The organism is Demequina sp. B12, assembly GCF_028823635.1.
GTDB lineage: Bacteria > Actinomycetota > Actinomycetes > Actinomycetales > Demequinaceae > Demequina.
The window spans coordinates 91,901-118,778 of the sequence record NZ_JAPEHU010000003.1 but is presented as its reverse complement, the minus strand read 5'-3'; the positions used below and the strand labels follow the sequence as shown (position 1 = coordinate 118,778).

Annotated in this window: 24 protein-coding genes; 15 read left to right on the top strand and 9 right to left on the bottom strand. The window is 63.8% G+C overall.

Annotated features, from left to right (window positions below):
• The first annotated feature begins 188 nt into the window (after positions 1-188).
• The 6 genes from recA (at position 189) to dapF (ending at position 6,733) form a co-directional block, all read left to right on the top strand.
• The gene (gene recA, locus ON058_RS08030) at positions 189-1,244 is read left to right on the top strand and encodes a recombinase RecA (RefSeq protein WP_274668531.1); all 1,056 of its coding nucleotides are present in this window, start codon (positions 189-191) and stop codon (positions 1,242-1,244) included.
• Positions 1,244-1,768, top strand: a complete 525-nt coding sequence (locus ON058_RS08025; RefSeq protein ID WP_274668530.1) for a regulatory protein RecX — start codon at positions 1,244-1,246, stop codon at positions 1,766-1,768. The genes recA and ON058_RS08025 overlap by 1 nt, the downstream gene beginning before the upstream one ends.
• A 90-nt stretch (positions 1,769-1,858) precedes the next feature.
• Positions 1,859-3,319: a ribonuclease Y gene (gene rny, locus ON058_RS08020; protein ID WP_274668529.1), complete on the top strand. Its 1,461-nt coding sequence runs from the start codon at positions 1,859-1,861 to the stop codon at positions 3,317-3,319.
• Positions 3,320-3,321: 2 nt separating this feature from the next.
• Entirely contained in the window at positions 3,322-4,869 is a 1,548-nt protein-coding gene (gene miaB, locus ON058_RS08015) for a tRNA (N6-isopentenyl adenosine(37)-C2)-methylthiotransferase MiaB (protein ID WP_274668528.1), read from the top strand.
• Positions 4,870-4,880: 11 nt separating this feature from the next.
• Entirely contained in the window at positions 4,881-5,861 is a 981-nt protein-coding gene (gene miaA, locus ON058_RS08010) for a tRNA (adenosine(37)-N6)-dimethylallyltransferase MiaA (RefSeq protein WP_274668527.1), read from the top strand.
• Positions 5,858-6,733 carry a diaminopimelate epimerase gene (gene dapF, locus ON058_RS08005; protein ID WP_274668526.1) on the top strand — a complete coding sequence of 292 codons (876 nt, stop codon included), beginning with the start codon at positions 5,858-5,860 and terminating at the stop codon, positions 6,731-6,733. The genes miaA and dapF overlap by 4 nt, the downstream gene beginning before the upstream one ends.
• A gap of 7 nt (positions 6,734-6,740) precedes the next feature.
• Here the strand turns inward: dapF and ON058_RS08000 are convergent, their stop codons facing one another.
• Positions 6,741-7,370, bottom strand: a complete 630-nt coding sequence (locus ON058_RS08000) for a class I SAM-dependent methyltransferase (RefSeq protein ID WP_274668525.1) — start codon at positions 7,368-7,370, stop codon at positions 6,741-6,743.
• 62 nt (positions 7,371-7,432) lie between these two features.
• Between ON058_RS08000 and hflX the strand changes: the two genes are divergently transcribed.
• Together hflX and ON058_RS07990 are read left to right on the top strand one after the other, a co-directional pair.
• Complete coding sequence (gene hflX / locus ON058_RS07995; protein ID WP_274668524.1) at positions 7,433-8,923, top strand: GTPase HflX; 1,491 nt, start codon at positions 7,433-7,435, stop codon at positions 8,921-8,923.
• A complete protein-coding gene (locus tag ON058_RS07990) occupies positions 8,920-10,866 on the top strand; it encodes an ATP-dependent DNA helicase (RefSeq protein ID WP_274668523.1) in 1,947 nt (648 codons plus the stop codon). Before hflX ends, ON058_RS07990 begins: the two co-directional genes overlap by 4 nt.
• Here ON058_RS07990 and lexA read toward each other — a convergent pair.
• A complete protein-coding gene (gene lexA / locus ON058_RS07985) occupies positions 10,863-11,576 on the bottom strand; it encodes a transcriptional repressor LexA (protein WP_274668522.1) in 714 nt (237 codons plus the stop codon). The two genes, ON058_RS07990 and lexA, sit on opposite strands and share 4 nt — an antisense overlap.
• 220 nt (positions 11,577-11,796) lie before the next feature.
• On the opposite strand from lexA, the gene ON058_RS07980 reads away from it, so the two are divergent.
• Both ON058_RS07980 and nrdR read left to right on the top strand, forming a co-directional pair.
• Complete coding sequence (locus ON058_RS07980; protein WP_274668521.1) at positions 11,797-12,216, top strand: LysM peptidoglycan-binding domain-containing protein; 420 nt, start codon at positions 11,797-11,799, stop codon at positions 12,214-12,216.
• 66 nt (positions 12,217-12,282) lie between these two features.
• Positions 12,283-12,771 (top strand): transcriptional regulator NrdR, encoded by a 489-nt coding sequence (nrdR, locus tag ON058_RS07975; protein WP_274668520.1) that lies wholly within the window; start codon positions 12,283-12,285, stop codon positions 12,769-12,771.
• Here the strand turns inward: nrdR and ON058_RS07970 are convergent.
• The gene (locus ON058_RS07970) at positions 12,768-14,432 is read right to left on the bottom strand and encodes a DEAD/DEAH box helicase (protein WP_274668519.1); all 1,665 of its coding nucleotides are present in this window, start codon (positions 14,430-14,432) and stop codon (positions 12,768-12,770) included. The genes nrdR and ON058_RS07970 overlap by 4 nt on opposite strands.
• A gap of 68 nt (positions 14,433-14,500) precedes the next feature.
• Entirely contained in the window at positions 14,501-15,706 is a 1,206-nt protein-coding gene (serA, locus tag ON058_RS07965) for a phosphoglycerate dehydrogenase (RefSeq protein WP_274668785.1), read from the bottom strand.
• A gap of 128 nt (positions 15,707-15,834) precedes the next feature.
• On the opposite strand from serA, the gene ON058_RS07960 reads away from it, so the two are divergent.
• A complete protein-coding gene (locus ON058_RS07960; RefSeq protein ID WP_274668518.1) occupies positions 15,835-16,629 on the top strand; it encodes a hypothetical protein in 795 nt (264 codons plus the stop codon).
• Between the two features lies 1 nt (position 16,630).
• On the opposite strand, the gene ON058_RS07955 is transcribed toward ON058_RS07960, so the two are convergent.
• Positions 16,631-18,853 (bottom strand): AAA family ATPase, encoded by a 2,223-nt coding sequence (locus tag ON058_RS07955; protein ID WP_274668517.1) that lies wholly within the window; start codon positions 18,851-18,853, stop codon positions 16,631-16,633.
• A gap of 157 nt (positions 18,854-19,010) precedes the next feature.
• On the opposite strand from ON058_RS07955, the gene ON058_RS07950 reads away from it, so the two are divergent.
• Positions 19,011-19,934: a PAC2 family protein gene (locus ON058_RS07950; protein WP_274668516.1), complete on the top strand. Its 924-nt coding sequence runs from the start codon at positions 19,011-19,013 to the stop codon at positions 19,932-19,934.
• 145 nt (positions 19,935-20,079) lie between these two features.
• Complete coding sequence (locus tag ON058_RS07945) at positions 20,080-20,283, top strand: cold-shock protein (protein WP_274668515.1); 204 nt, start codon at positions 20,080-20,082, stop codon at positions 20,281-20,283.
• Positions 20,284-20,348: 65 nt separating this feature from the next.
• Here ON058_RS07945 and ON058_RS07940 read toward each other — a convergent pair whose 3' ends face one another.
• Complete coding sequence (locus ON058_RS07940) at positions 20,349-21,128, bottom strand: spermidine synthase (protein WP_274668514.1); 780 nt, start codon at positions 21,126-21,128, stop codon at positions 20,349-20,351.
• 85 nt (positions 21,129-21,213) lie between these two features.
• Between ON058_RS07940 and ON058_RS07935 the strand changes: the two genes are divergently transcribed.
• Positions 21,214-21,612 carry a DUF3040 domain-containing protein gene (locus ON058_RS07935; protein WP_274668513.1) on the top strand — a complete coding sequence of 133 codons (399 nt, stop codon included), beginning with the start codon at positions 21,214-21,216 and terminating at the stop codon, positions 21,610-21,612.
• On the opposite strand, the gene ON058_RS07930 is transcribed toward ON058_RS07935, so the two are convergent.
• From ON058_RS07930 to ON058_RS07920, 3 genes are read right to left on the bottom strand one after another with little or no spacing between them, the layout of a single operon-like run.
• Positions 21,609-23,849, bottom strand: coding sequence for a DUF3488 and transglutaminase-like domain-containing protein (locus tag ON058_RS07930; protein ID WP_274668512.1), 2,241 nt, complete (start codon positions 23,847-23,849; stop codon positions 21,609-21,611). The two genes, ON058_RS07935 and ON058_RS07930, sit on opposite strands and share 4 nt — an antisense overlap.
• The gene (locus tag ON058_RS07925; protein ID WP_274668511.1) at positions 23,846-25,105 is read right to left on the bottom strand and encodes a DUF58 domain-containing protein; all 1,260 of its coding nucleotides are present in this window, start codon (positions 25,103-25,105) and stop codon (positions 23,846-23,848) included. Before ON058_RS07925 ends, ON058_RS07930 begins: the two co-directional genes overlap by 4 nt.
• A gap of 2 nt (positions 25,106-25,107) precedes the next feature.
• Entirely contained in the window at positions 25,108-26,127 is a 1,020-nt protein-coding gene (locus ON058_RS07920) for a MoxR family ATPase (RefSeq protein WP_274668510.1), read from the bottom strand.
• A gap of 234 nt (positions 26,128-26,361) precedes the next feature.
• On the opposite strand from ON058_RS07920, the gene mraZ reads away from it, so the two are divergent.
• On the top strand, positions 26,362-26,829 hold the full coding sequence (gene mraZ, locus ON058_RS07915) for a division/cell wall cluster transcriptional repressor MraZ (RefSeq protein WP_274668509.1): 468 nt from the start codon (positions 26,362-26,364) through the stop codon (positions 26,827-26,829).
• The last annotated feature ends 49 nt before the right edge of the window (positions 26,830-26,878 follow it).

The window sequence follows — 26,878 nt, the reverse complement described above, 5'->3', positions numbered from 1 at the left end:
TTCCGCGACACGCCCATCCACACATCTCGCAATCGAACATGCGTTCGATTACCCTAGTTCTCAGGACACGGTCCCGCCGCGCGTTTTGCACAGTGTGCGTGGGCAAGGGACCCAATGTCACAGGCGCGTCGTAGCGTCGTAGTCAGTAGGGACGACACGGCAGCGATGCCTAGAGACAGGGAAGTGACATGGCACAAGCAGCAGACCGCTCCAAGGCGTTGGAGGCGGCACTCGGACAGATCGATCGCCAGTTCGGCAAAGGCTCCGCGATGCGCCTGGGCGAATCCAAGAAGGTCGCGGTTGAGGCGATTCCTACGGGCTCGCTCTCGCTTGACATCGCGCTCGGCATTGGCGGATTGCCCCGCGGCCGCATTGTTGAGGTCTACGGACCAGAATCATCCGGTAAGACCACCGTTGCACTACACGCGGTCGCTAACATGCAACGTCAGGGCGGAACCGCCGCCTTCATCGATGCCGAACACGCCCTCGACCCCGAGTACGCCAAGAAGCTTGGAGTCGACACCGACAACCTCATCGTCTCGCAGCCAGACACGGGAGAGCAGGCACTTGAGATCGCGGACATCCTGGTGCGTTCAGGTGGCGTCGACATCCTGGTGATCGACTCGGTCGCAGCGCTGGTACCCAAGGCGGAAATCGAGGGCGAGATGGGGGACAGCCACGTGGGCCTGCAGGCCCGGCTGATGTCTCAAGCGTTGCGCAAGATCACCGGTGCCTTGAACAGCACGGGCACGACCGCGATCTTCATCAACCAGTTGCGCGAGAAGATCGGTGTGTTCTTTGGCTCGCCTGAGACGACCACGGGCGGAAAGGCGCTGAAGTTCTACGCTTCAGTGCGCCTCGACGTCCGTCGCATTGAGACTCTCAAAGAAGGCACTGAGCCCGTGGGCAACCGTACCCGTGTCAAGGTCGTCAAGAACAAGATGGCACCGCCCTTCAAGCAGGCCGAGTTCGACATTCTCTATGGCCAGGGAATCTCCAAGGAAGGCGGCATCATCGACCTCGGTGTGGAGCACGGCTTCATCAAGAAGTCTGGTGCGTGGTACACCTACGAAGGCGATCAGCTCGGCCAGGGCAAGGAGAATGCCCGCAACTTCCTGAAAGACAACCCGGAACTTGCCAATGAGGTCGAGCTCAAGGTGAAGCGCAAGCTCGGGGTCGGTGGACTCTCTGAAGACGAGGCATCGGAAGGTAAGCCCGACGACAAGGAGAGCGCCACCTTTTGATGGGTGACGACTCGACTCGCGGCCGCGCTCGCCAGGAACCGATGTCCTCGGATCCCGGCGAGCGCGCGCGAGAGATCGCGCTCCGTATCCTCACGAACGCGCCCAAGTCCTCCGGGCAACTGCGTGATGCGCTCGTCTCCAGAGATGTACCCGCCCACGTGGCGGAAGAAGTGATTGCGCGGTATCAGGAGGTTGGTCTCCTCGACGATGAGGCCCTCGCGGGTGCGCTGGCACGCACCCGGCATCGTGAACGAGGCAAGGCGCGCAGGGTGATCGCCCAGGAGTTGGCGCGCAAAGGTTTTGAGGCCGAGCAGATTCAGGCCGCAGTCGATCAGATCTCCGACGACGACGAACGTGAAGCCGCCGCGCACCTGGCGGAGAAGAGATGGAACCAACTCTCCGGTATCGACGTTGACGCGCGTGTGCGGCGCACCGTAGGAATGCTCGGACGCAAAGGGTATTCACCATCTTTGGCATACGCCCTCGTGAAAGACTTGCAACGTGCCGATGAAGAGGGCGTGTAGTCCGTCACGAGTTCAACTCGAGGCCGGCATTCAGCGCTGTTGTGAGAGACTTCGGCCGGCACGCGGCCGCTGAGACAGAGGAGGAGCCACGTGGGGCAGTTGATCGCTACCGTCGCAACGCTTGTCTTGTTGCTGGCCTCCCTGTTGGTCGTGAGTTATGCGCGCCGGGAAGCGTCTGAGATCCGCCGTTCGAGCGCGGATGAGGTCCAGGCGCTTCGGTCTGAAGCCAAGGACCTGCTGTCCGAGGCACAGCGCCGTGAAGAACGCGTGTCGAGTAGGGAAAAGGAACTTGCTGCCGATCAGCGCGCTGCGCAGAAGTACGCGCGTGTGCTCGACGAGCGTGCGGCGGTCGTCGCCCGTGACGAGCGTCGCGTCGAAGCGGAGCGTGAGGCTCGAGAAGCGGAGCAGCTCGCAGCCCTAGCTGACGCCGCACACATGGATGTCGCGGACGCCAAAGCTGAGCTTGAGCGACGGCTGGTCGCGCAAGTCAAAGAAGACGCTCGTGCACAGGTGCGGCGCATCGAAAGGCAATCCGCCAGCCAAGCAAAGCGTCGTTCGCGCGAGATTCTCGTCACCGCGATGCAACGCCAAGCGGCCGCGACATCGGCTGAGACTTCTAGCCTGTGGTTCGACCTGCCGAACGAGGAGATGAAGGGCCGGATCATCGGGCGTGAAGGGCGCAATATTCGTGCGTTTGAGTCCCTGACCGGTGTCAACGTCATCGTCGAAGAAGGTGTGAACGCGGTCCAACTGTCGAGCTTTGATGTGGAGCGACGCGAAATCGCGGAAGTAACGTTGCGCACGCTGGTCGAAGATGGACGTATCCATCCTCAACGGGTGGAGACGGTGTACGCCAAGGTCCACGCAGAGACAGAGCAGCGGCACCTAGACGCGGGCTTCGACGCAATTGAGGACGCGGGTGTGCGCGGTTTCGACGAGGAAGTCGTGGCGGCGCTGGGTCGTCTCCGGTTGCGCACGTCCTACGGTCAGAACGTCCTCGCACACCTGGTCGAGTGTGCGCAGATCGCGGCTGACATCGCCCGCGAGGTAGGTGCGGATGAAGACCTTGCGCGACGCGCCGCTTTTCTCCACGACATCGGTAAGGCCTTCACCCACGAGAAGTCAGGCACGCACGCCGCGATCGGCGCGGAGTTCGCAGCGGCCCATGGCGAGAGTAAGGCCGTTGTCAACGCCATCGCTGCGCACCACGACGAGGTTGCGCAGGAGACTGTCGAAGCGGTGATTGTGCAGGTTGCTGACGCCGTCTCCGCGAGTCGCACCGGGGCACGGCGCGATGATGCTGACTCATACACGGAGCGGCTGGAGAATCTTGAGCACCTCGTTGCCGAGCACACGGGTGTCAGTCGCGTGTTGGCGATGTCTGCTGGGCGAGACGTGCGCGTCATGGTGCAGCCTGACGAGGTCTCGGACGAGGCGCTGCCTGAACTGGCACGTACAATTGCTGAGCACATCAGCAATGACCTCAGTTTCCCTGGGGAGATTAAAGTCACCGTCATCCGCGAACTTCGCGCTGACGCTGTCGCAGGGTAGGAATGACAGACACCGCACTCGCACCCACGTACTTGGTAAAGACGCTTGGGTGCCAAATGAATGTCCATGACTCTGAGCACATGGCGGGGTTGCTCGAGGGGGCAGGCTATGTCGCCGCACCGCTGGGGGACGACGAAGCAGATGTCATCGTCATCAACACATGCGCAGTGCGCGAGAATGCCGCTAACAAGCTCTACGGGAACTTGGGGCAACTCGCGTCCGTGAAGGAACGGCGCCCGGGCATGCAAATCGCCGTGGGCGGATGCCTTGCTCAAAAGGACCGGGGCGACATCGTCGCGAAGGCTCCCTGGGTAGATGTGGTGTTCGGCACTCACAATCTTGACGTGCTCCCGGTGCTGCTTGAACGCGCCCGCCACAATGCCAAGGCGCAGGTAGAGATTGAAGAGTCTCTGCAAGTGTTTCCCTCGACCCTTCCCAGTCGGCGGGACGCGATCGCGAGCGGGTGGGTGTCGATCTCGGTCGGTTGCAACAACACTTGTACTTTCTGCATCGTGCCGTCCCTGCGCGGAAAGGAGCGTGATCGACGTCCGGGGGAGATCCTCGCTGAGGTAGAAGCACTCGTCTCCCAAGGTGTTGTTGAGGTCACTCTGCTGGGGCAGAACGTGAACTCTTACGGCGTGGAGTTCGGCGACCGAGGCGCCTTCGCCAAGTTGCTGCGCGCGTGCGGACAAATCGAAGGCTTGGAACGAGTGAGGTTCACGTCCCCTCACCCCGCGGCATTCACGGACGACGTGATCGAGGCCATGGCGGAGACCCCCAACGTGATGCCCAGTCTTCACATGCCGCTCCAGTCGGGTTCAGATGCGGTCCTGCGAGCCATGCGGCGCTCATACCGGTCGTCAAAGTTCTTGGGAATCCTTGACAAGGTGCGTGCCGCGATGCCGGACGCTGCCATCACGACTGACATCATCGTGGGCTTTCCGGGTGAAACCGAAGAGGACTTCAACGAGACTTTGAGGGTTGTCGAGGAGTCGCGTTTCGCGAGTGCTTTCACCTTCCAGTACTCGCCCCGCCCCGGAACGCCGTCATTCGAGCTGCCGGAACTGCCCAAGGACGTCGTCCAGTCCCGCTTTGAACGTCTGCTCGCACTGCAGAACCGCATCAGCGCGGAAGAGAACAGCGCGCTGGTGGGCCGGACCGTGGAGGTCCTGGTGCTCGACAGCGACAGTAAGGCGGTGGGCGGACGTAAGGATGCGGCACACGACCGTATGTCTGGTCGTAGCCCGGACAACAGGCTCGTGCACTTTGCGCTTCCCGACGGTGTCGACCGGCCCAGGCCTGGAGACCTCGTCACTGTAGCGATCACGCATGCCGCGCCGTACCATCTCATCGCGGACTCCGGGCGCGAAGGCGGCATTTTTGAGGTGCGCACCACTCGGGCGGGGGACGTCTGGGCGCAGGTGAAGGACGGCGGGCACGACCACGATGGTGGTGGTTGCGGCAGCGCATGCGGTACCGGCGAAGCGCCGTCTGGACCGGTGGGTCTGGGGATTCCGAGCATCCGACGTGTCGGTGCTGACGGCGCATAGGTTGACGTCTGATGTCCCCGCCTGACCGCGACCAGGATTCCGCGCGCACCATGAATCGGGGTGACGACGGACCCCCGATCATCGCGATCGTGGGCTCCACCGCTACGGGCAAGTCCGCGGTCTCGCTTGAAGTTGCGCGTGCCTGGGGTGCGGAGATCGTCAATGCCGATTCCATGCAGTTCTACCGTGGCATGGACATCGGCACGGCGAAACTGCCGATGGCGCAGCGGCTCGGAATCCCTCATCACCAGCTCGACACGCTCGACGTGTGGGAAGACGCGTCTGTGGCGCAGTTTCAAGAGAGCGCCCGTGCAGACATCGCCAGAATCCGCGCGCAAGGCAAGCCTGTCGTGGTGGTAGGTGGATCGGGCCTGTACCACCGTGCACTGTTGGATCGCTTCGAGTTTCCTCCCACGGATCCCCAGGTGCGGGCGGCGTTAGAGGAACGAGCAGCGGCCGAGGGGCCGGGCCTGTTGTACCGAGAGTTGGCCTCCGCGGATCCGGTGAGCGCGGCTCGCATCGACGCACGCAATACCAAGCGCATCGTGCGGGCGCTCGAAGTCATCACGCTCACAGGCAAACCCTTCTCTTCTACGTTGCCTACTCACCAATACGAGATCCCCGCGGTTCAGGTGGGCCTTGACCTCGATTACGCGACGCTCGATGCTCGCATCGATTCACGAGTAGCGGAGATGTGGGACCAGGGGCTTGTGGCAGAAGTCGAGCGCTTGGTCGATGCTGGGCTGCGCCGTGCCACGACTGCGCAGAGGGGAGTGGGCTATGCGGAGACGCTGCGGCACTTGGATGGTGAGCTTGACGCTGCACAGACTCGGGCGTTGATTGCGCAGCACACCCGTCGGCTCGCGCGTAAGCAGCGCAAGTGGTTTGGCCCCGATGCTCGGGTGACCTGGGTGAAGGCGCCATCGGACGCGGGCGACGTGGCACGGGTTGCAGAAGACGTGTCCCGCATCGCCGGTAGCCTTGAGGGATGACTGGCGATCTCACCTTTGTTAAGGGGCACGGCACCCGCAACGACTTTGTGCTGTTCCTCGACGAGGACGCCTCCATCGACCTGACTCCTGAGCTCGTTCGTCACCTCGCTGACCGTCGTGGAGGTGTTGGTGGCGATGGCGTGATCCGGGCCGTGAAGGCGGGGCGGATCGCCGCCGGGTCTGAGATTGATCCAGACCTGTGGTTCATGGACTACTGGAACGCCGATGGTACGACGTCCGAGATGTGCGGCAATGGCGCCAGGGTCTTCGGTGCGTTCCTTGAGGCCTATGCGGGCGTCGATCTCTCTGGGGGTGTGGACTTTGGTACGCGTGGGGGCTTGCGCCACGTATCGAAGTCCATCGATGGCCGGTTCGCCATTGGTATGGGTGAGTACACCGTCGGCGGTGGAACGTCCGGATTCGACGCGGAAGTTGAGGCACATGGCTTGTCGGTAGCCCGCCCCGCACTGTCCGTCGACATGGGCAACCCGCACCATGTCGTCGCGTTGGCCTCCACCGAAGAACTTGATGGATTGGACCTGTCTGTTGCCCCGGCAGTCTCCCCAACCCCTCCTCACGGCACCAACGTGGAGTTTGTGGTGGCGCTGGGGGAACGTGACGTTGACGGAGAAGTGCGGGGACGCGTGCGCATGCGAGTCCACGAGCGTGGTTCCGGCGAGACCCAGTCTTGTGGCACGGGAGCATGTGCGGTGGCGTTGGCAGTAGCAACCTGGGCCGGCCCCGGATCGCCTCGCGTCTGGGACGTTGAGGTGCCCGGCGGGGAAGTGACGGTACGAATCACGGGCAGTTCCACCACTTTGGAGGGACCCGCTGTTCTGGTCGCGGAGGGCGTTGCGAAGCTGTCGGCGTGAGGCCCCGTCAGGTGGTCGCGGGACGTGTCACCGTGATCACTCGAAAGCCTTTGGCAGAGCCGAGTTTTGCGACAGCTCCCCACGGTGAACCGTCCGGGCCTGTCTGCTGCGACATCCATGTCATCAGCGAGTCTGCCCCCAGGTTCTTTTGCACCACCAGGTAGGCAGTTCCGCCCGGCGCAAGGCGGGGAAGCCATGTGGCGAGCAGCTCGTGGAGTGCTTTCTTCCCGATGCGAATGGGCGGGTTGGACCAGATCGCGTCAAACTGTTGATCCGCGTCGACGTCGCTCGGTTCCGCGATGGTGATGGAGCCAGCGACACCTAGGCGTGCGGCGTTGCGTCCCAGCAGGTCGAGAGCACGTCGATTGACGTCCACGGCGGTGATGCGTGCCTCCGGGCGCTGTAGCGCTGCGGTGAGTGCGAGCGGTCCCCATCCGCATCCGAGGTCTAACACGGTGTCGGCAGGGGGTGGGAGGTGGCGGAGGAGAACCTGGGTTCCGAGGTCGATGTGGTCAGGGGAGAAGATCCCGCCTGCAGTTTCCACATCGACTTCCCGTCCTGCGATCGCGACGTGGATCAGCCGGCGCTCGTCTGCCGATGCCGGTTCAGCCGTGAAGTAGTGGTCGGGCGTGCTCATTTCCACGAGGGTACATGGCGGGGTGGTGGAAGCGGGGACCCCGGTGAGACAATAGCGGGAGCATGGCAGACCAAGAACTCCAGCCCGCGGGCACAGACGACAACTCCACTGACGCGATCATTGATCGTGTCCTTTCGCGAGCCGGGACGGCCGTTGCCGAGGGCGGTACGGCGCGCACCGACTATGACGGCGACCAGTTCGAGCGTGAAGAACGCGCCGCGCTGCGCCGCATCGACAACCTCTCCACTGAGCTGGACGACATCACCGAGGTGGAGTACCGGCAACTCCGGCTGGAGAAGGTCGTGTTGGTCGGACAGTTCGCGCGCGGGCGCGCTGAAGATGCCGAGGTGGGTTTGCGCGAACTCGCTGCCTTGGCTGAGACTGCTGGCTCGCAAGTACTCGATGGTCTGCTTCAACGTCGCCCCCACCCTGATCCTGCGACGTACATCGGCAAGGGTAAGGCCGAGGAACTGAAAGAGATTGTCGCTGCCGTGGGCGCAGACACCGTCATCGTCAATGACGATCTTGCTCCCAGCCAGCGCCGTGCTTTGGAAGACGTGGTCAAAGTGAAGGTCGTCGACCGCACCGCCTTGATCCTGGACATCTTTGCGCAGCACGCGAAGTCCAAGGAGGGCAAAGCCCAGGTGGAGCTGGCGCAACTGGAGTACCTGTTGCCGCGCCTGCGAGGCTGGGGTGACTCGATGTCGCGTCAGGCGGGTGGCCAGGTCGGTGGTGCCGCCTCCGGCATGGGTTCGCGCGGACCTGGTGAGACGAAGATCGAGCTTGACCGCCGTCGCATCCATACGCGGATGGCGCAACTGCGGCGCCAGATCAAGGCGATGGCGCCCGCGCGTGACGTCCGACGTGACCGGAGACTGGCGCTACCCAACGTCGCCATCGTGGGGTACACGAATGCGGGAAAGTCGTCGATTCTCAATCGCGTGACTGGGGCGGGTGTGCTGGTCGAGAACGCCCTGTTCGCGACGCTGGATCCGACCGTGCGTCGAGCCTCGACGCCCGATGGGCGCGAGTTCACTGTCTCTGACACGGTGGGGTTTGTACGGAACCTGCCGCACCAACTCGTCGCTGCCTTCGCATCGACTCTCGAAGAGGTCGCACACGCGGACCTCATGCTTCACGTTGTCGACGCTTCCCACCCGGACCCCGAAGGACAGATCGCCGCCGTGCGGGAAGTGCTCGCAGATGTCCCTGGGGCTGACCAGGTGAATGAAGTCATCGTGCTGAACAAGGCTGACGTTGCTGACCCCGAAACGCTGATGCGTCTGCGGGCGCGCCGCGAGACCACGATTGAGGTCTCCGCCCTGACCGGTGAGGGAATCGATGCCCTCATGACGCTGATTGCGGAGCAGCTGCCCCGACCGGACGTGCGCGTGGATGTGGTCTTGCCTTACACCAGGGGTGACCTGGTCAACGAAGTTCACCTGCATGGCGAAGTTCTTGAAGAGGACCACACGCACGACGGCACACATGTCGTGGCGTTGGTGAATGAATCCTTGGCGGTGCGTGTGAAGTCGGCGAGCCTGACGGCGTGACAGAGTCCGAAACCGCTCGCGTACTGCTTGAAACTGCCGTTGCAGCACTCGGTGGGGTGCCTCGGGAAGGTCAGAGCGCCATGGCCGATGCTGTGGCAGAGGCGCTTGAGGACGGCCAGCATGTCTTAGTACAGGCGGGCACGGGTACGGGAAAGTCGCTTGGATACCTGGTGCCGGCCGTCGCCCATGCCGCGAGGCAGGAGTCGCGTGTGGTCGTGTCAACGGCGACCTTGGCGCTTCAGCGGCAGGTGTACACGAAGGACCTTCCGCTGGTACTCGACGCACTGGAGCCAGTGCTGGGGATGCGTCCACGAGTCTCGCTGTTCAAGGGGCGTAGCAACTACTTGTGTGTCCACAAGATGGCGGGCGGATATGGCGAACCGGATGACGACATGTTGCCCATCCAGGCGGGGCCAACGAGCGACCTCGGTGCTGAAGTCGCTCGCCTCCATGCGTGGTCCAATGAAACTGATACCGGAGATCGGGATGATCTCGTGCCCGGTGTGTCCCACCGGGCGTGGGCCCAGGTATCGGTGAATGGACGGGAGTGCCTGGAGTCGAAGTGTCCAATGGCTCAGCAGTGTTTCTCGCAACAGGTCCGCGAGGAGGCCGCCCAGGCGCACGTCGTCGTCACGAACCATGCCGTGCTGGGCGTGCAGGCCGCTTCTCACGACATGCTGGGCGAACACGACGCGCTGATCGTTGACGAGGCGCACGAACTGGTCTCACGCATCACTTCTGCTGCCACCCATGAACTCACTGTGAACCGCGTGGATCGTGCGGCGCGTGCGGCGAGGCGCCACGGACACACGACGGAGGATTTGGATCGCGCTGCGCGTTCGCTTGACGCAGCGCTGGGAGACCACGACCCAGGGCGCCTTCGACTGGGGTTGAATGAGCAACTTGCGGAAGCGGTGGAGTTGGTGAGGTCCGCGGCTCGGGCTTTGCTCAGTGCCGTGCAAAAGGCGTCGGCTTCGGGAGCGGAAGTAGGGTCCGCGACCGCGAAGCTTGCCACTGCAGCCTTGCAGGAGGTTCACGACGTTTGTGAAGAACTCCAAGGGGAGCACGGCCGCTACGTGATCTGGCTAGCACCGGCGGACGGCGACTATGAATCGCAGGTCGTTGAACGCATCGTCGCTGCGCCCTTGGATGTGGCGGGACTCATTCGAAGCCGGCTCATCGAGGACAAAAGTGCGGTCTTCACCTCTGCCACGCTGGCGTTGGGCGGCGACTTTGGCGCCATGGGTCGGCACTTGGGGCTCACTGATGCCGTGAGTCTCGACGTGGGTAGCCCCTTCGACTACGCAAAGCAGGGCATTCTCTACGTTGCCTCGCATCTGCCCAAGCCTGGCGCGGGTGGGATTTCCGAGGAGGCCCTTGACGAACTTGAGAGTCTGATCCGTGCGGCTGGCGGCCGCACCCTGGGCCTGTTTTCCTCACATCGGGCAGGCAAGATGGCCGCGGAAGCGATGAGAGAGCGGCTGGACCTCCCGGTGCTCTACCAACTCGACGATCAACTTCCCACCCTCGTGGAGGCGTTCAAAGCCGATCCGCGTGCATGTTTGTTTGGGTCCACGTCGTTGTGGCAGGGAATCGACGTCCCGGGTAGTACCGCACAGCTGGTGGTCATCGACCGGATTCCGTTTCCGCGTCCCGACGAACCGATCTCGCAAGCCCGTTCCGAGGCGGTCGCGCAACGCGGCGGCAACGGTTTCATGGCGGTGTCGGCTACACATGCTGCGTTGCTCATGGCGCAAGGCGCGGGTCGTTTGGTGAGATCGCACGGCGACAAGGGCGTGGTTGCGGTGCTCGACTCACGGCTGGCTACCGCACGCTACGGCGGATTTCTCGCCCGGTCGATGCCGCCGTTGTGGGGGACGAACGATCGGACGACTGTGCTCGCAGCACTGGAAAGGCTCGACGCCGCGGCAGTAGACGACTAGACCTTGCGGAGCACGGAGACGACTTTGCCCATGATGTGAGCGTGGGTTCCGTCGATGGGGGTGTACGTGGGGTTGTGCGGCATGAGCCACACCTGTCCGTCCTTGCGGCGGAAGGTCTTCACGGTGGCCTCATCGTCGAGAAGTGCCGCAACGATGTCGCCGTTGTCTGCGACGTTCTGCCGCCGCACGACGACAAAGTCTCCGTCGCAGATTGCTGCGTCGATCATCGAGTCTCCCCGTACCTTGAGCATGAATAGCTCGCCGTCACCCGTGAGTTGACGGGGGAGTGCCATGACGTCATCGACCGCTTGTTCGGCGAGGATGGGGCCACCGGCCGCAATCTGACCCACAAGGGGAACGTGCGTGGTGGGCGCGTGAGGGGCATCCTCCTGCGTGGGCATGAGAGGCAGGCCCTCTGCGGGCGTGGCTGGCGCCGGCTCGGATGGGAACACCACCTCGATCGCGCGAGGTCGATGCGGGTCGCGCCGAAGGAACCCCTTGGACTCCAAGGCGGCCAGTTGATGCTTGACCGACGAGGTCGAGCTCAAGCCGACGGTCTGCCCGATTTCACGCATCGAAGGCGGATAGCCTCGCGAGTCGACGGACTCCTTGATGCACGCGAGGATCAGCTCTTGCCGCTTGGTGAGGCCCGTTGAAGCGGCATCAGGAAACTCATGGATCGTTGCGCCGTTCTCTGGTGACTTCTCCATGGCTGCCTTTCTTGCGGCTGTCGATGTTGCGTACGGACATAGGTCTCACGGCTGGAGCCGCACGCCGATGTCAGACCCCGGTGATTCGCTGTCACTCATGACGTTAGACCAGGAAGCGCACGGAATCAAACATATGTTCGAGCGTGTCTTGTCAATGTCGCCCGTGAGTGCTACAAATAGAACAAGTGTTCGACGAACATATGTTCGAACGGAGGGTATCGTGACTGCAGTAGCAATGAACCAGGGCCTGGTTGCACCGTATGGTGTGCGCCGTACGCAGCGCTCGACCGTGACGCGGCAGCGTGGATCCGCACATCCCGTCGCTTCTGCGCGCCCCCGTATCCGTGTGATCGACACTCCGCAGATGCGTCGGCGGCGCCGCACCGTGGTGGTACTGCTGCTTGCCGCGGTCGCGGCTGTGGTGGGGCCGCAAGCCTTCGCCGGTGGTGAGTCCGCCGAGCCTGTCGTGTTCGACACCTACACCGTTGCTCAGGGCGAGACACTGTGGGACATCGCGAGTGCCTGTACCGCTGTCGGCGCCGATGTGCGCGACACGCTCGCCGAGATTTCCCAGCTGAACGCGCTGTCATCGTCGGGTCTCGCCGTCGGACAGCAGCTTCGTGTGCCCACCGCTGACTAGGGCGAGGAGTACGTACCGCTCCGCACGGAGTTCTGCGGCAGAGGTGGTTCGTGGGACAGTAGTGCCATGCACTGCCCGTTCTGCAAGAACCCGGACTCTCGTGTCGTCGACTCGCGTACCTCGGACGACGGCTTGTCGATTCGTCGCCGACGTGAGTGCCCCCAGTGCGGGAAGCGATTCTCGACAGTGGAGACCGCGAGCCTGACCGTGATGAAACGGACCGGCGTCGCTGAGCCGTTCTCGCGAGACAAGGTCGTCAGCGGCGTTCGGAAAGCCTGCCAAGGGCGTCCGGTAAGTGACGATGACCTTGCCGTGCTGGCACACAAAGTCGAGGAAGCGATCCGTGGCATGGGAGCAGCCGAGATCGATGCGACTGACATCGGACTCGCGATCCTGCCGCCACTCAAAGACCTCGACGTGATCGCATACCTGCGCTTCGCCAGTGTCTACCGAGGATTCCAAGACCTTGACGACTTCGAAGCCGCCATCAAGGAACTCCGAGACGACAAGAATCTACCTACCGCAGCCCGGCACGAAGCCCCGGAAGTGAACTAGAGCTTCTTCTTCGGGCGCGGCTTGCCACGCCGGCTTGACGTGGTCTTGGCCCGCTGCTTCTTCTTCGCAGACCCTGAGTCTTTCTTCTTGTGCCGCTTCTTGTGCGATGGGTCTGGGGTGCCGGAGGACGGTCTCTTGCGCTCGGGGCTCTCAACCCAGACGTCGTCAGACCCCTTGCGAGATGACCGTTCTGGCATGCGGTCGCGAACTCGATCGTCTCGTCGCGACTGTGACCGTTGACCGGAGGGCCGCGCACCGGCATCGCGGGATCGCTCCACCGAAGCCCGCTTCACACGGTTGTCAGGGCGGCGCTGGTCCTCGCTCGTGCGGGGGCGCCGCCGCTTGTCCTCGGGCCGGACATCACTTGAGCCTGCCGACTGTCGAGTAGGACGAGTCTTCCTACTCCCGCGTGTTCCGTCGTCATCATCTCGTCGCTGGCGCGGGGTGCGTGTGGCAGGTCGCCGTGACCCGTGACCGCTAGGTCGCCGGCTTTCGCGGTCGTCCCGAGGCGCACGTGGTTCTTTGACGGGGGACCCAGTCGGTTCTTGCGCACCCGTCAGTTCGGTCAACGTTCGCAGCGTCTCGTCGGACTCGTCGCGTAGTTTGCGGAACGTCATGTCAACATCTGCATTGTCGACGATGCGGTCCATTGCTTTGCGCTGGTGGGGGAGCACAAGCGTGACGACGAGGCCCTCGCGTCCCGCACGTGCGGTGCGTCCCGCACGGTGCGTGTAGTCCTTGAAGTCAGCGGGAGGGTCGAGCTGCAGCACTAGGTCGACGTGGTCGACATGGATGCCGCGCGCGGCCACGTCCGTGGCCACGAGAACGGGAACTCTGCCAGCACGGAAGCCCGTAATGGCGTTGTTGCGTTCCACCTGAGTTTTGTCGCCGTGGAGCGCCACAGCGGTGACGCCGGCGGCTCTCATCTCAGCGGCAATGCGGTCGCAGGCAAGCTTGGTGCGGACGAACACAATAGTGCGTCCCTTACGTGCCGCGATCCTGTGCGCAAACTGGTACTTCAAGTGCGGCGGCACGTTGAGTGCTACGTGTCGCATTGTGGATGGGGCATCGTCCCCATCAGTGACATCGTGCAGCACTGGGTCATCCATGTAACCCTGCACCAGGCGGTCGACGTCGCCATCCAGAGTGGCCGAGAACAACAGTCGTTGCCCGTCGGTGGGCACGTCGGCGAGGATCTCTTCGATCTCGTCCATGAAGCCCATCTCCGCCATGTGGTCCGCTTCATCCAGCACCACGAGCGTCACCCTGGACATGTCGGCATGACCCCGGCGGACCAAGTCAGCGAGGCGCCCTGGCGTAGCGACCACCAAGTGAACGCCACGTTCGAGCGCCGCAATCTGCTTGGTCATCGACAGTCCACCTGCGACGAGCTTGAGTGACACATCCATCGCATGCGCGAACGGCTCGAGCGCGTCGTTGACCTGCATCGCGAGCTCGCGGGTCGGGACCAGGACGATCGCGTGGGGATAGTGGGCCCGCGGTCGGGGCAGGTCAGCGAGTCTCGTAATCGCGGGGAGCCCGAACCCGAGCGTCTTTCCCGATCCGGTTCGTGCCTTGCCCAGGACGTCCCGTCCTTCCAAGGCGTCCGCGATAGTCGCGGCTTGGATGGGGAAGGGGGCCGAAAGCCCGGCCTTCGTCAACGCTCGAACGAGCGTGTCGGGAAGGCCGAGCTCGGCGAAGGAGGCGGCTGCGGTGGCGTCCGAGGCGGTTATGACAGCACCCGAAGGCGGACAGTGCCGGGCATGGCGCCGAGCGCGGCAACGGCTTCTTCTGTGAGTCCGGCAGCGATGTCCGTGACCACGTATCCGAGGTCGCCGCGTGTCGCGAGCATCTGACCGTCGATGTTGACCTTGTGCTCCGCGAACACGTGGTTGACGGCAGCCAGCACACCCGGAACGTTCTCGTGGAGGTGCGCGATGCGGTGAGTGCCACTGGGCTGTTCCAGCTGCAAGTTGGGCACATTGACGCTCAGCGACGTGGATCCCTTGGCGACATAGTCCCGGAGGCGAGTCGACACAAAAATGCCGATGTCACGCTGTGCTTCCTCGGTGGAACCGCCGACGTGCGGGGTGAGGATGACGTTCGGAATGTTCTGCAGCGGGGTGACGAAGGGATCACCCTTCTTCTTGGGCTCCTCGGGGAACACGTCGACGGCGGCGCCACCGATGGCTCCCGACTCGAGACCTTCACGCAGGGCATCGACATCGACGATGAAGCCCCGCGACAGGTTCAAGAAGTGCGCGCCGTGCTTCATCACGGCGAACTGCTCACGGCCGAAGAAACCCTTGTTGCCGGTGCGGCCGTCGACGTGAAGGGTCACGATGTCGGCTTCGCGCAGCAGCGCGTCGAGTGAGGGCATCCGCGTCGCATTGCCCAGCGCGAGCTTCTCGGCGTTGTCGTAGAAGATGACGTTCATGCCGAGAGCTTCAGCGACGACCGACAGCTGCGAACCGATGTTTCCGTAGCCCACGATGCCGAGTGTGCGCCCACGGATCTCATGTGCGCCGTCGGCGCTCTTGTTCCACACGCCCTCGTGCATCAACTTCTGGTGTACGGGAAGGCGACGGGTGAGCGAGATCATCTCGGACACGGCCATTTCGACCACGGACCGGGTGTTCGAGTAGGGGGCGTTGAATGCCGCGATGCCTTTGCGGGCAGCAGCATCAAGGTCAATCTGGTTGGTGCCAATGGAGAAGGCGCCAACGGCGATGAGCGACGGCGACGCCTCAATCACGCGCTCAGTCAGCATGGTCTTGGACCGGATGCCAAGGATTTCGACGCCCTTGAGGGCCTCGATCAGCTCATCCTCGTCCATAGCGCCGGAGTGATTCTCGACGGCGATGCCAGCGGCCTCGAAGTTCTCGGTGGCCTTGGGGTGAAGGTTTTCAAGTAGAAGTGCGCGCACGTGGCCCATCATGGCGTACCCGGCACGTTCGCACCAACTTGGGGTCAGCATCGGGCACCGTCCCGGCGACGCGCCGCAGCGCGGATTCGCCACTCGAGGGTGCCGCCGTAGCGCCGTCCCGTGGCAGGCTAAGCGCTATGCGTCTGCCTGGTCGACTCGCCATCATTGCCGCCGTCGGTGCGGGTGCCCTCGGTGTGGGCGTGTGGGCATCGGGCGGAACCTGGGAGGACATTCGTCACTGGGGACAGCCACGCAACGTCATGAGTATCGGTGGCCACGACGTGAGGGTTCCGCATTCGACCAGCGCCGGGGCGCGGCTTTCCCCGATCATTGCTGCTTCGACCACCGGCTCCCACACGTTCCTCTTTGAAGAAGCAGGGGAGCCCACACGGTATGACCCCTGTGTGCCGGTGGCGTGGGTTCACAATCCCGCTGGCATGCCCGCGGGAGCGGAGGGCCTCGTTGAAGACGCCGTCGACAACATCGCGCAGTACACGGGCCTGTTTTTTGAGTTCGAGGGCGAGGTCAATGAACCGGTGACCTTCGACCGCGACCTCATCCAGGAACGCTACGGTGAGCGGTTTGCTCCCGTGCTCGTGGGGTGGTCCGATGCGTCAGCCACGCCAGACCTGGGCGGAAGCACTGCCGGATTGGGTGGTTCCTCATCGGTGAGCGGCGCCTACGGAGATCAGCGTTTCCTCGCGGCGGGAGTCGTCATCCTGGACCGCGAAGACTTTGCCGAGCTCCTCGCGACCGAAGCAGGACAAGGTCGTGCCGCGTCCATCGTGCGCCACGAACTGGCTCACGTCGTGGGACTTGGCCACGTCGATGACACCACGGAAGTGATGCACACCGAGAACCTCGCTGCAGTGTCGTGGGGCCCGGGTGACCGGCAGGCCCTCGCCATTGCTGGCGCAGGCCCGTGCCAGTGATCTAGGAGTGCACGGACTCGGCGTCCACAGTGATGCCTCTCGGCAGCGGGGTGTCATAGACGAGTTCAAGACGTTGAGTGGGACGTGTCAAGGCCACATAGAGGTCGCCTGGACGCGTGGCGATATGCGCTGGCTCCACGACCACTGCGACGTCGAACTCCAAGCCCTTGGATTCCCAAGGAGAGCACACCGTGATGTCCGTTCCTGCCACGGCCTCGATGATCGACGCGCGCACAGTGTCCGGTGCGATGATCGCTACCAGGCCACCGTCAGCATCGGCCATAGAGTCGACGTGGCCACGGGCGATGCGCGCCGCAGCCGGCACCAAGCCCTCTTCAGGGGCGTGAGTGACCACCACGGCGTCATCGACGTCACGTGCAGCGCTCAGCTCACTCACTGGCAAGCCCGCCGCGCGGGCGAAGGCCTGAGCGGTCTGCGCGACAGCAGCTGGGATCCGGTAGGAGACCGTCAGTTCACGTAGCTGCCACGACGGACCGAACAGCGGGTCCATTGTTTCGGGCCACCATTGCGTGCCGGCCGCCGCTGACACTTGCGCCACGTCGCCCACGATCGTGAACGAGCGTGTGGGGCAGCGACGGACGAGCATGCGCCAAGCCATCGCTGACAACTCCTGCGCTTCATCGACGACAACGTGGCCATATGTCCATGTGCGATCTGACGCGGCGCGCTCTGCAAGGCTCATGCGGCCGGTGCCGCCTCGCATGCGCTCCGCGAGGTCCTCCGCGGAGACCATGCCGTCGGTGTCGAAAGTCGACAACACTTCTTGTGCGTAGGCGATCTCTTCTTCGCTCGCACCCTGTGCGGCGCGCGGAGCATCGCTGGGCATGTCTCCCAGGAGTTCAGCTGCTTCATCCAGCAGCGGAATGTCGGCATCTGTCAGCGGCGCGGTGGCGGGGCGCAGCAGCAGATCGCGCTCGGCCGCGGACAGCGACCGGGCGGCGTGGTCCAGCAGATGGGGCTTGGACCACAGGTCGCGCAAGAACTGCGACGGGGTGATGGGGAGCCAGCACAAGTTCAGTGCGATCCGGACGGTCTTGGAGTCACGTACATCTCGCTCGAGATCAAGGCGATCCTCGGCATCCAGATGGGTGTCGAGTTGCTCCATCAATTGGGTCGTGAGCTTCGCAATCATCTCTTTGGCGAAGGTGGCGCGAGCCTGGTTGTGAGGCTTGCCTTCGCGGCGTGCCCGCGCTTGAGCATCCTTGATGTCGGCTCGCCGGATGACGACGGTTCGGCCATCGATGCTGATCTCCTGGTCGCGCCGCGGGAGACGCTGGCGCTCGCGGACCGCGTTCATGATGACTCTCGCCATCTGGGTGCGTCCCTTGATGCGTGCCACTTCCGCTGACTCTGTGGCGGAGATGCGAACTCCAGGGACTAGGCCTGCCAACGTGGTGGAGACAGCTCCGGTCTCGCCCAGAGACGGCAGAACATGGTCGATGTAGCGCAGGAACTGCGAGGACGGGCCGATGAGGAGCACGCCGCGTCGTTCGAGGAGCTCGCGGTGGTGGTACAGCAGGTAGGCGGCACGATGGAGCGCTACCGCGGTCTTGCCGGTACCTGGCCCACCCTGCACCACCAGCGCGCCTTCCATGGGGGCGCGGATGACCGCGTCCTGTTCGGCTTGGATGGTGGCGACGATGTCTCCCATGCGTCCGGTGCGGCGTGCGTCCAGCGCCGCCAAGAGCGCGCCCTCGCCGGCGAGACTGTCCTCGAGTCCGGCTTCCCTCAGGGCTTCCACATCAAGGACGTCATCTTCGACCGCGGTGACCTGTCTCATTCGTGTGGTGAGATGCCGTCGGTTCACGACGCCTGCGGGTTGCGCAGCGGTTGCGGAGTAGAAGGCGCGTGCGGCTGGTGCACGCCAATCGGTCAGCAGGGGAGCGTGCTCGGCATCTGACAGGCCGATGCGGCCCACATACAGACGTTCTCCGTCCGCCATATCGAGGCGCCCGAAGCACAGGCGGTCCTCGACGGCGTCGAGTTGCATGATTCGGTCTTCGTAGAGGGTGGCGAAGGCATCGCGCTCGGACCGGTTTTGCGGGGAGCCCGAGGGGCCCGCTCGCCGGATCTCGGTGAGTCGGCGGTCTGTCTCGTCACGTAGTTCGTCGAGTCGGCCGTAGAGCACGTCAATGACGCGCTGCTCTGCATCCAGGCCGTGTGAGGTCCGGGTGCTGTCGTCGTGCATGCGTTCGCCCTTCATCCTTAGCGCCTTCCGCGTCAAGGCAGTCCTCCATTATTCAGGTCTCGGGCGGTCGACGCCACCCTCGCGTCCAGGGAATGCCGTGCGCGGCAGAAGCGTTTCGCGCAAAGCGTGGAAAGGCGGCAAGCGACGTCCTGCATGGGAGAATGGAGGAACTATGAGTTCTGCACTGGTGAACTGGGACCCTGACGGTGTCGAGGAGTGGGAGCGGGTCGCTCCTGCCGACTCCGCTGTACTCATGCACTCGCTGCGCGGCTTCATTGACGCGGGCAAGACCGGGGCGTTGGTAGCAGGACAAGTCGTGGAAGCCTCGGACCCGGTGCGTCTCGCAACATTCGACATCGACCAACTTCTCGATTACCGGTCGCGTCGTCCCGAGATGACGTTCTCGGTCAATGAGTTCACCGACTACGACGAGCCCCATCTCCAGGTGGACATCGTGCGGGATCTTGAGGACACGCCGTTCTTGTTCCTCCATGGATTTGAGCCCGACATTCGCTGGGAGGCGTACATTGCGGCCGTCCGCGAGATCGTTGACCGCACCCACGTGGGACTGACGCTCGGAGCGCATGGAATCCCCATGGCCGCTCCTCATACTCGGCCGCTGGGGGTGACCGTTCACGGTACTCCGCAGGAACTGTTGCCTGACGCGGCATCGTTCTTTGGGACTGCGGCGGTTCCTGCGAGCGCACAGAACTTGCTGGAGTACCGGTTCGGGCAGTGGGGTCTCGCGGCGATTAACGTCGCCGTGCATGTGCCGCACTACTTGGCACAGTCGTCATATCCGCAGGCTGCCAAGAGGGCGATTCGTGCTATCGAGGACATTTCGGGGCTTTTGCTCGACACGGATGGGCTTGAGGATGAGGCCGCTCGCGCTGAGGAAGAGATCGCCCGGCAAAGCGGCGAGTCCGAAGAAGTTCAGGCGTTGGTGACCGCTCTTGAAGAGCAGTACGACGCGTTCATGGAGCGCCGCGAAGACGGGATTGAGTCCGCCGGACCGCTGCCGTCGGCGGAAGAACTGGGTGCCGAGTTTGAAAGATTCCTGCAACAGCAGCGCGGAGACACTCCCCCTGGAGCCTGATCTGTGACATGCTTGTACTGGTTGCAAGAAACGTAGTGTGCAAGAACCGGTCTGTCTGGGCTCGGAACGACAACATTGCGGCGACAGTGCCGGTCAGAGTGTCCGGTACTCCCGCTCGCGGGCAAGATAGACAAAGGAAATACGCATGGCACAGGGTACTGTGAAGTGGTTCAACGCTGAAAAGGGCTTCGGCTTCATTGCTCAGGACGGCGGCACCGACGACGTCTTCGTGCACTACTCGGCAATTCAGTCCGACGGCTACAAGAGCCTCGAAGAGGCCCAGCGCGTCGAGTTCGACGTCACCGACGGCCCCAAGGGCCCCCAGGCGGCAGACGTTCGCCCCCTCTAAGCTTCTGGCTTTACTTCTGAAGGCCGCCACCGGTTTCCGGTGGCGGCCTTCAGTCGTTTCTGGGCTTATCCCTGCCAGGTCGTGGAGACGCCAGTCGGCAGTGGCGCCGATGCTGCGTAGCGTTTGAGCGCGTCTCCATCGATCGTTGCGCCGGCTGCCAGCACAACGTTGCCGCGTCGACGCCCCTTCAGCACGGCGGGTTCGCCGATCGCGACGACTGATCCCCACTCGTTCCAGGCTGCGCGAACATCGTCTCGGTGTGCAGTGTGACCGGGACGCGTTCCCACGTTGGCAATGACGAGTCCACCTGGACGCAACACGCGCCTGGTCTGTGCCCACCACTGTGCCGTCGTGAGCGCAGGGGGAGTGGTGTCGCCGCTGAAAGCGTCTCTCACAATGAGGTCAGCGCTGTCATCGTGGCGAGTGACGAGGCACTCGGCTCCGTCTTGGATCCGGATCCGTAGCCGTGGTGCTTGTGGGAGATCCCACCACTGGCGGGCGAGCGACGGTAGTTCGGGGTCCACGTCCACCGCGATGTGCCGTGAGTCGGGGTATCGGTGGGCAAGGAAGCGGGGCAGAGTGCATACCCCGGCCCCCACATGGAGCGCGAGCATCCGTTCCGGTGGGTTCCACGCAGCAATCGCCGCCGCTTCGTGGCGCATGTACTCGAAGTCCAGCACATCTTTTTCTTCTCGCATCGCGGAACTGGGAACTCCGTTGACCCATACAGTCGTTGAACCATCGGGTTCGTCGACAAGCATGATTTCGCTTCCAGTAGTGGCGATGTTCACGCCGCGTGGGACGCCTGGAGCAATACCAGGGGACTTGCGTGAACGTGTTGCCATCGTTGTCTCCTCGTGGAGTGGGCTAGTGTGTGGGCGCAACCCGAACTAGACTAGGGTCTACGCCACAACCGCCACGTAGGAGGGCATGATGCCGCTGTCAGAGTACGAGCAGCGCGTTCTTGACCAGCTCGAGCACGACCTCGGGCAGGATCAGTCGCTGCATCGCGCCATGAACCGCTCGTCGCGCACCCCCACGCGTGTCATTGTGGGGATTGCCGGTGTGGTTGCGGGACTTGGTGTCGTGATCGCTGGTGTGGCGACGCAGTTGCCGCTGGTCGGCATTGCAGGTTTCGCGCTCATGGCGGGTTTCGCGCTGTGGATTCTGCTCGGTTCGTCGAAGCCCGAAGAGTCTGCGCCGGCGGCTCCACGTACACCTCAGTCCTCGGGTCCTGCGTCAGCCCCCAAAGCCCCGCGCAATAACAAGGACTTCATGCAGCGCTTTGAAGAGCGCTTCGATCGTCGCCGCGACAACAACGAGTTCTAGCGTTCGTCTCCCGAGTGGCTGGGTCCTCGGGTAGCGGTGTCGAGACCGGTTTCCGGCGCTACTTTCACCTTGCTTGCTCGGCGCACCGCCGTCGTGATCGTGTGGCGCCAATGGCGGCACTGGGCCATCGTGGCTGACGATCCCTCAGGTGCGTAGTCGCTCTTCTCCACCGCTGTAGCAAACTGACTCAGACTGGTGTGCGTTGACGCGTCAAGCTCGACCCCACGGTCGCCCGCCACACGTTCGACGTGCGCTACCGCCTCACGGGGAGAAGCCGCACTGCTCCAAGCCCAGGGGGAGGGCAACGCACTTCGAAGCCCTTCCCACTCCTCGTGCGGAGTCCGTGCCTCGAGTTGGTGGGAACGCTTGCGCAGGTGCACCGCCACGAGCGCCAGCACCATGAGCAGCAGCATTCCCACGCCGAGCAGTGTCCACGGCAACAGCGCGGTCGCCGCCGCATCGTCCTCGTGGGACGCTTCCGACGTTGGGCTCGCTGACGGCACGGGCGTCTGTGACGGGCTCGTGGTGGGCGCAGGCGTGGGGGTAGACGAGTCGGTCTCGTCCGCTTCCACTGCAGACTGCAGTGCGGCATCGGTCGAGTATCGCGGTGGGGCGCCTGACTGAACTGACGGGGTGGGCTCAAAGCGCACCCAGCCCACACTGGGGAACCACAGTTCGGGCCAAGCATGTGCGTCCGCACCGCCCACGATGTATGTTCCCGTTCCGCGGGACTCGCCTGGGAGGTATCCGACCGCCAAGCGAGACGGGATGTCGAGAGTGCGCGCCATGGTGATCATGGTGGTCGCGAACTGGACGCAGTACCCGACCCTCGTGTCGAGGAACGTGCTGACAGCGTCCTCGGTGGCGGGCTCAACGTTCACGTCATAGACGAACTCCAGGGGGCTGCGGAGGTACGCCTGCAGTGCGATCGCCTGCTCGTAGCGTGTGCCAGCATCGGCTGTGATGCTCGCTGCGAGCGTGGAAACGCGCTCGACGTCAATCGTTGACGGCACGTTGAGGTATTCGGGACTCGTGGCGTCAAACTCTGTTCCCACGCCGGCCTCGCTCGCGAGGAGCACTTCGGGTGTGACGTAGTCCTGAGCGATCGTGACCGTGTAGGGCTGACCGAGAGTGGTTCCAGATGTCAGCGTTGCTGAGTCCTGCCCCCGGCTGTAGGTGAACGGCGCGGACGTGTCGAGGCGTCGCGGCTCCGTTGGAAGCGCGAAGTTCTCTTCATTGAGCCTGACTGGATCAATCGCGATCTCCGTCACGGACAGGTCGTCCCAGTTGGTGATCGTGGTGCTCCACAACACCTCGCCGGAGCTTGCGGGTGCGGCGTCGGAAGGAGAGGGGCTCTCATCCCACGTCACGCCGTCGAAGTCGGCGAGGCTATGTACCTTGAAAGCAGAGGGTCTGCCCCCGGTTGAGGTGTAGGACATCACAGGTGCCGTGGACTGTTCGTCAAGCGACTGGCGCAGATCAAGTTCCACACTCAAGCGAGTACTTGAGGAACCGCCACGGGATGTCTCATACAACGCAGGCAATGCACCCCAACCAGGCCCCGTGAATGCGAGCGGGGCCGCAAGGAGCCCGATCATCACCGCGGCGGTGGTGGCAGCCAATGCGGGCCCTAACGCGAGGCTCGGCATGCCGACGTGGCTGCGACTGACGAGCGCCAGCACCACCAGCCATGCTGCAACCGCACCGATCAACGGTGCAGCGTGAATGTCGTGTTCGAGGATGATGGGTGCGAGCCACGGGGAGAGCAGAAGAATGCCGCTCGTCGCGGCGAAGCGCCACGCCACCGCGATGTGATCCACGGCGAGGTACAGCAGGACGGCCGCCGTGGTGAGCACTGCGGCTAACTCTGGTGCAACGGCTGCGGGCGGCACCGTCGTTTGGGCATATCTGATGCCGTCGTTGAGGACGGCGCCAAGATCAGCCAGCGCGCTAGGAGTGGGGAGCCATGAGCGGCCGCCGGACTCATGCGGCACGAACGAGGGGACAAGCAGAAGTATCGCGACAATGAAGCCCACCAGCGTGGGAAGAACGCGGCTCCCGCTCAGCGATCGTGTCAGCGCCACGCCCACCGCGGTGATGAGAAGGATCGCTCCACAGGTGCGTATCCACGGGGAGTCAACGATGAAGAGTTGGAGAGCCCACAAGTCAAGGAACACCGCGGTGGCAATGAGCGCGGTCGCGAGCCAGTCGGTTGGGGCCAGGTGTCGCCTTGTCATGCGGCTACCGACGCTCCCACGAGTCGATCCCATGCTGGGGGGAACGGCTGCGATATCGAGGTGACGACGCACGTCCAACCGGCCCGAGTGAGGCGGTCAGCTGCAGCGGCAAGCGCGCTGGGCGTGTCGGCGCTCGTAGCGAGAACGGCCCAGGCGCGCCTGTGTTCCCCCCACGGGCACATTGTGGTCACCATCTCCTGCGTGGGGTCGCAGAGCACGGCGATCGTGACAGCGCCGGCATGGGAGGCTTCGCTGACCCGAGCCGCGCTCGCGGCAAAGCTGCGTGAGTCGGTGGAGTCCTGGGGTGGCTCGATTTCGACGGTGCTGTCAAGCATCGCTCGAGTCGCCTCTGCGCCAGTCTTCTGGCCTGGAACGTGGGCCAGGCCTCCTCCTGAGAGGGTGGCGCTGTGGCCCAGAGAGTGCAGCGTTGCAGTGACCGATGCTGCGGCACTGATGGCCCATTCTGTCGCGGCGGCGTCGGGAGACAATCCCATCACGACAGAGATGGGGCGCTGGTCTTGGCGCTCATTCATCCGGACGACCATGGAGCCACGGCGTGCTGACGAGGCCCAGTGCACTCGACGCAGGTCGTCGCCGTCGCGGTACTCGCGCAGGGAGGCGTCGTCACTCGCGGAGGACTGCGCCCCGGTGGTGTGGTGGTCCGAGCCGCCAAGAAGCGCGCGCAGCGGTGCTGACAGGGCTTGTACCCGAGGATGGACGCTCACAACGTGAGAGGTGCCGATGGCCGCTTCAGTCGCGATCAGATTCCAGGGGTCCGATGAGTGCACCATGATCGGGCCGACGTGCCAGCGGCCGCGCATGGCTGGTTCGACGATGTAACGCAGCCGTACGCCTGCGTTCGTCCGGGCCACGGTGGCGCGGTGGTGGTCGGGGCCTGTGACCTCTGATGCGGCCTGTTCGCTGATGTCGAGGTTGCGGATGACGCCGCGAGCGGTGAGTCGTCCACCCGTTGCTGCGATGAACGCGGTGATGGTTCCTTCACGTCCCACCTGCAACGTGGCGGGGGAGACCGTGCGATCCACGCGTGCCGCCCGACGGGGAATGACGATGCCGGTGATGGTGCCCCACAGTGCAGCCACGAGTGCCGCGGCAAGGACAACGAGGCCAGCAGAGGTGAGAAGCGGCGATGCGAAGCCGATCCCGGTGACGCACAGTGCGGTCGCACCTAGGCCTACGCCCAAGCCGCGTGAGGTAGGCCGCACGCGTGTGCGGGGTGCGAGGTAGGGCGCTGTCATGTTCAGCGCGAAAGGGCTCGTCCGCGGTCGGTTGGCTCGTGGCTGAGCGCCGCGCCGGCTCCAGGTAGTGGGGTGCGTTCGAGGACGTCGGCGATGAGTGCCTCAGACGTGTGTCCTGACACGCGCGCGTCGTTCGTGGGCAGGACGCGGTGAGCGAGTGTGGCGGTGGCGAGTGACTTGATGTCTTCGGGGAGTACGTGGCCGCGCCCGTTCATCGCCGCCGAGGCGCGTGCCACAGCGAGAAGTTGGAGAGCGGCGCGTGGGGAGGCTCCGAGGCGAATCGCGGAGTGCTGACGTGTCGCGCCGACGATGTCCACGATGTAGCGCTTGGCTGCGACCGATGCATGGACTCTGGAGGCAGTTGCGATCGCCGTCGCGATGTCCTCTGTAGTGGCGACCGGTGTGAGCCGGGCGAGGGGGTCGCCGTTGTCGCGCCCGTCGAGCATGGCGACCTCCGCCTCAGGGGTGGGGTATCCCACGGAGACCTGGGTCATGAAACGGTCTCGCTGTGCCTCGGGCAGGGGATAGGTGCCCTCCATGTCGATCGGGTTCTGGGTGGCGACAACGAGGAAGGGATCGGGTAGCTCGCGAGTGGTCCCGTCGACCGTGACGGATCGCTCCTGCATTGCTTCCAATAGTGCTGACTGTGTTTTTGGCGATGCGCGGTTGATTTCGTCTGCGATCACGACATTGGCGAAGACGGGGCCGGGGCGAAACTCGAAGGTGTGGTCGTTCGCGCGGTAGATACTGACGCCGGTCACGTCTGCGGGGAGGAGATCCGGGGTGAACTGGATCCGTCCAACACTGCCGTGAACGCTCGCAGCAAAGGCTCGAGCCAGCGTGGTCTTGCCCACACCAGGGACATCTTCCATGAGCAAGTGACCTTGTGCGAGCACTGTCGCAAGGGTCGCCGTGATCGCGTGATCAAGCCCTGAGACCACCGTGCCCATGGAGGTGCGAACGCGGTGCATGACTTCAGTGGCGCGTTCGAGCTCGTGGGGTGCGGGGACTGGGGCTGTCATCGGGGCTCCTTCGCTGGTGTCTCAGTGAGCCTAGGCGGTTTTCGACCCGCGCAACAGCCCCGCCACGCCGAGTGAAGGTTGTAGGTGTGCTTTTCCCTCCACTGCTCTATAGCGTGATTTACCTGCATAAATAGTCGATTTTGGCTGTGTTTTTCTTGGATTTCCACGATTTGTGGTGAGAAGTGGAGTAAAGTGGGGGCATCTGGCGAGTCGTGACGCTTGGGAGGTGATCGGGTGTCTGAAGCACTGGCACACGGTCTGGGCCCCACTGGGGTCTTCCTTGGCACGTTCACGCCCCGTCTCGATGACAAAGGTCGGCTGATTCTGCCTGCGAAGTTTCGCGGGCGTTTGGCTTCGGGACTGGTCGCTACTCGCGGACTGGACCGATGTGTGTTTCTGTTCCCGCTCGACGAGTTCGCAGTCGTTCACGACCGCCTGCGACGCGCGCCGTTGGAGAACAAGAACGCTCGCGACTACCTGCGTAACTTCCTGGGCCACGCCTCGGACGACATTCCTGACAAGCAGGGTCGAATCCTGCTCAGTGCTCCGCTACGCAAATATGCCGGGCTCGACAGGGACGTTGCCGTGGTGGGGATGGGATCACGCGTCGAGGTATGGGACGCCCAGGCCTGGGAGGAGTACCTCGAACGAGGAGAAGACGAGTACGCCGCAACCGCGGCAGAAGTTTTCGACGCGATGTAAGCACCGTGTCTCGCGGCCTCCACCCGCGCGGCTCTGGCGGACTTCCCCC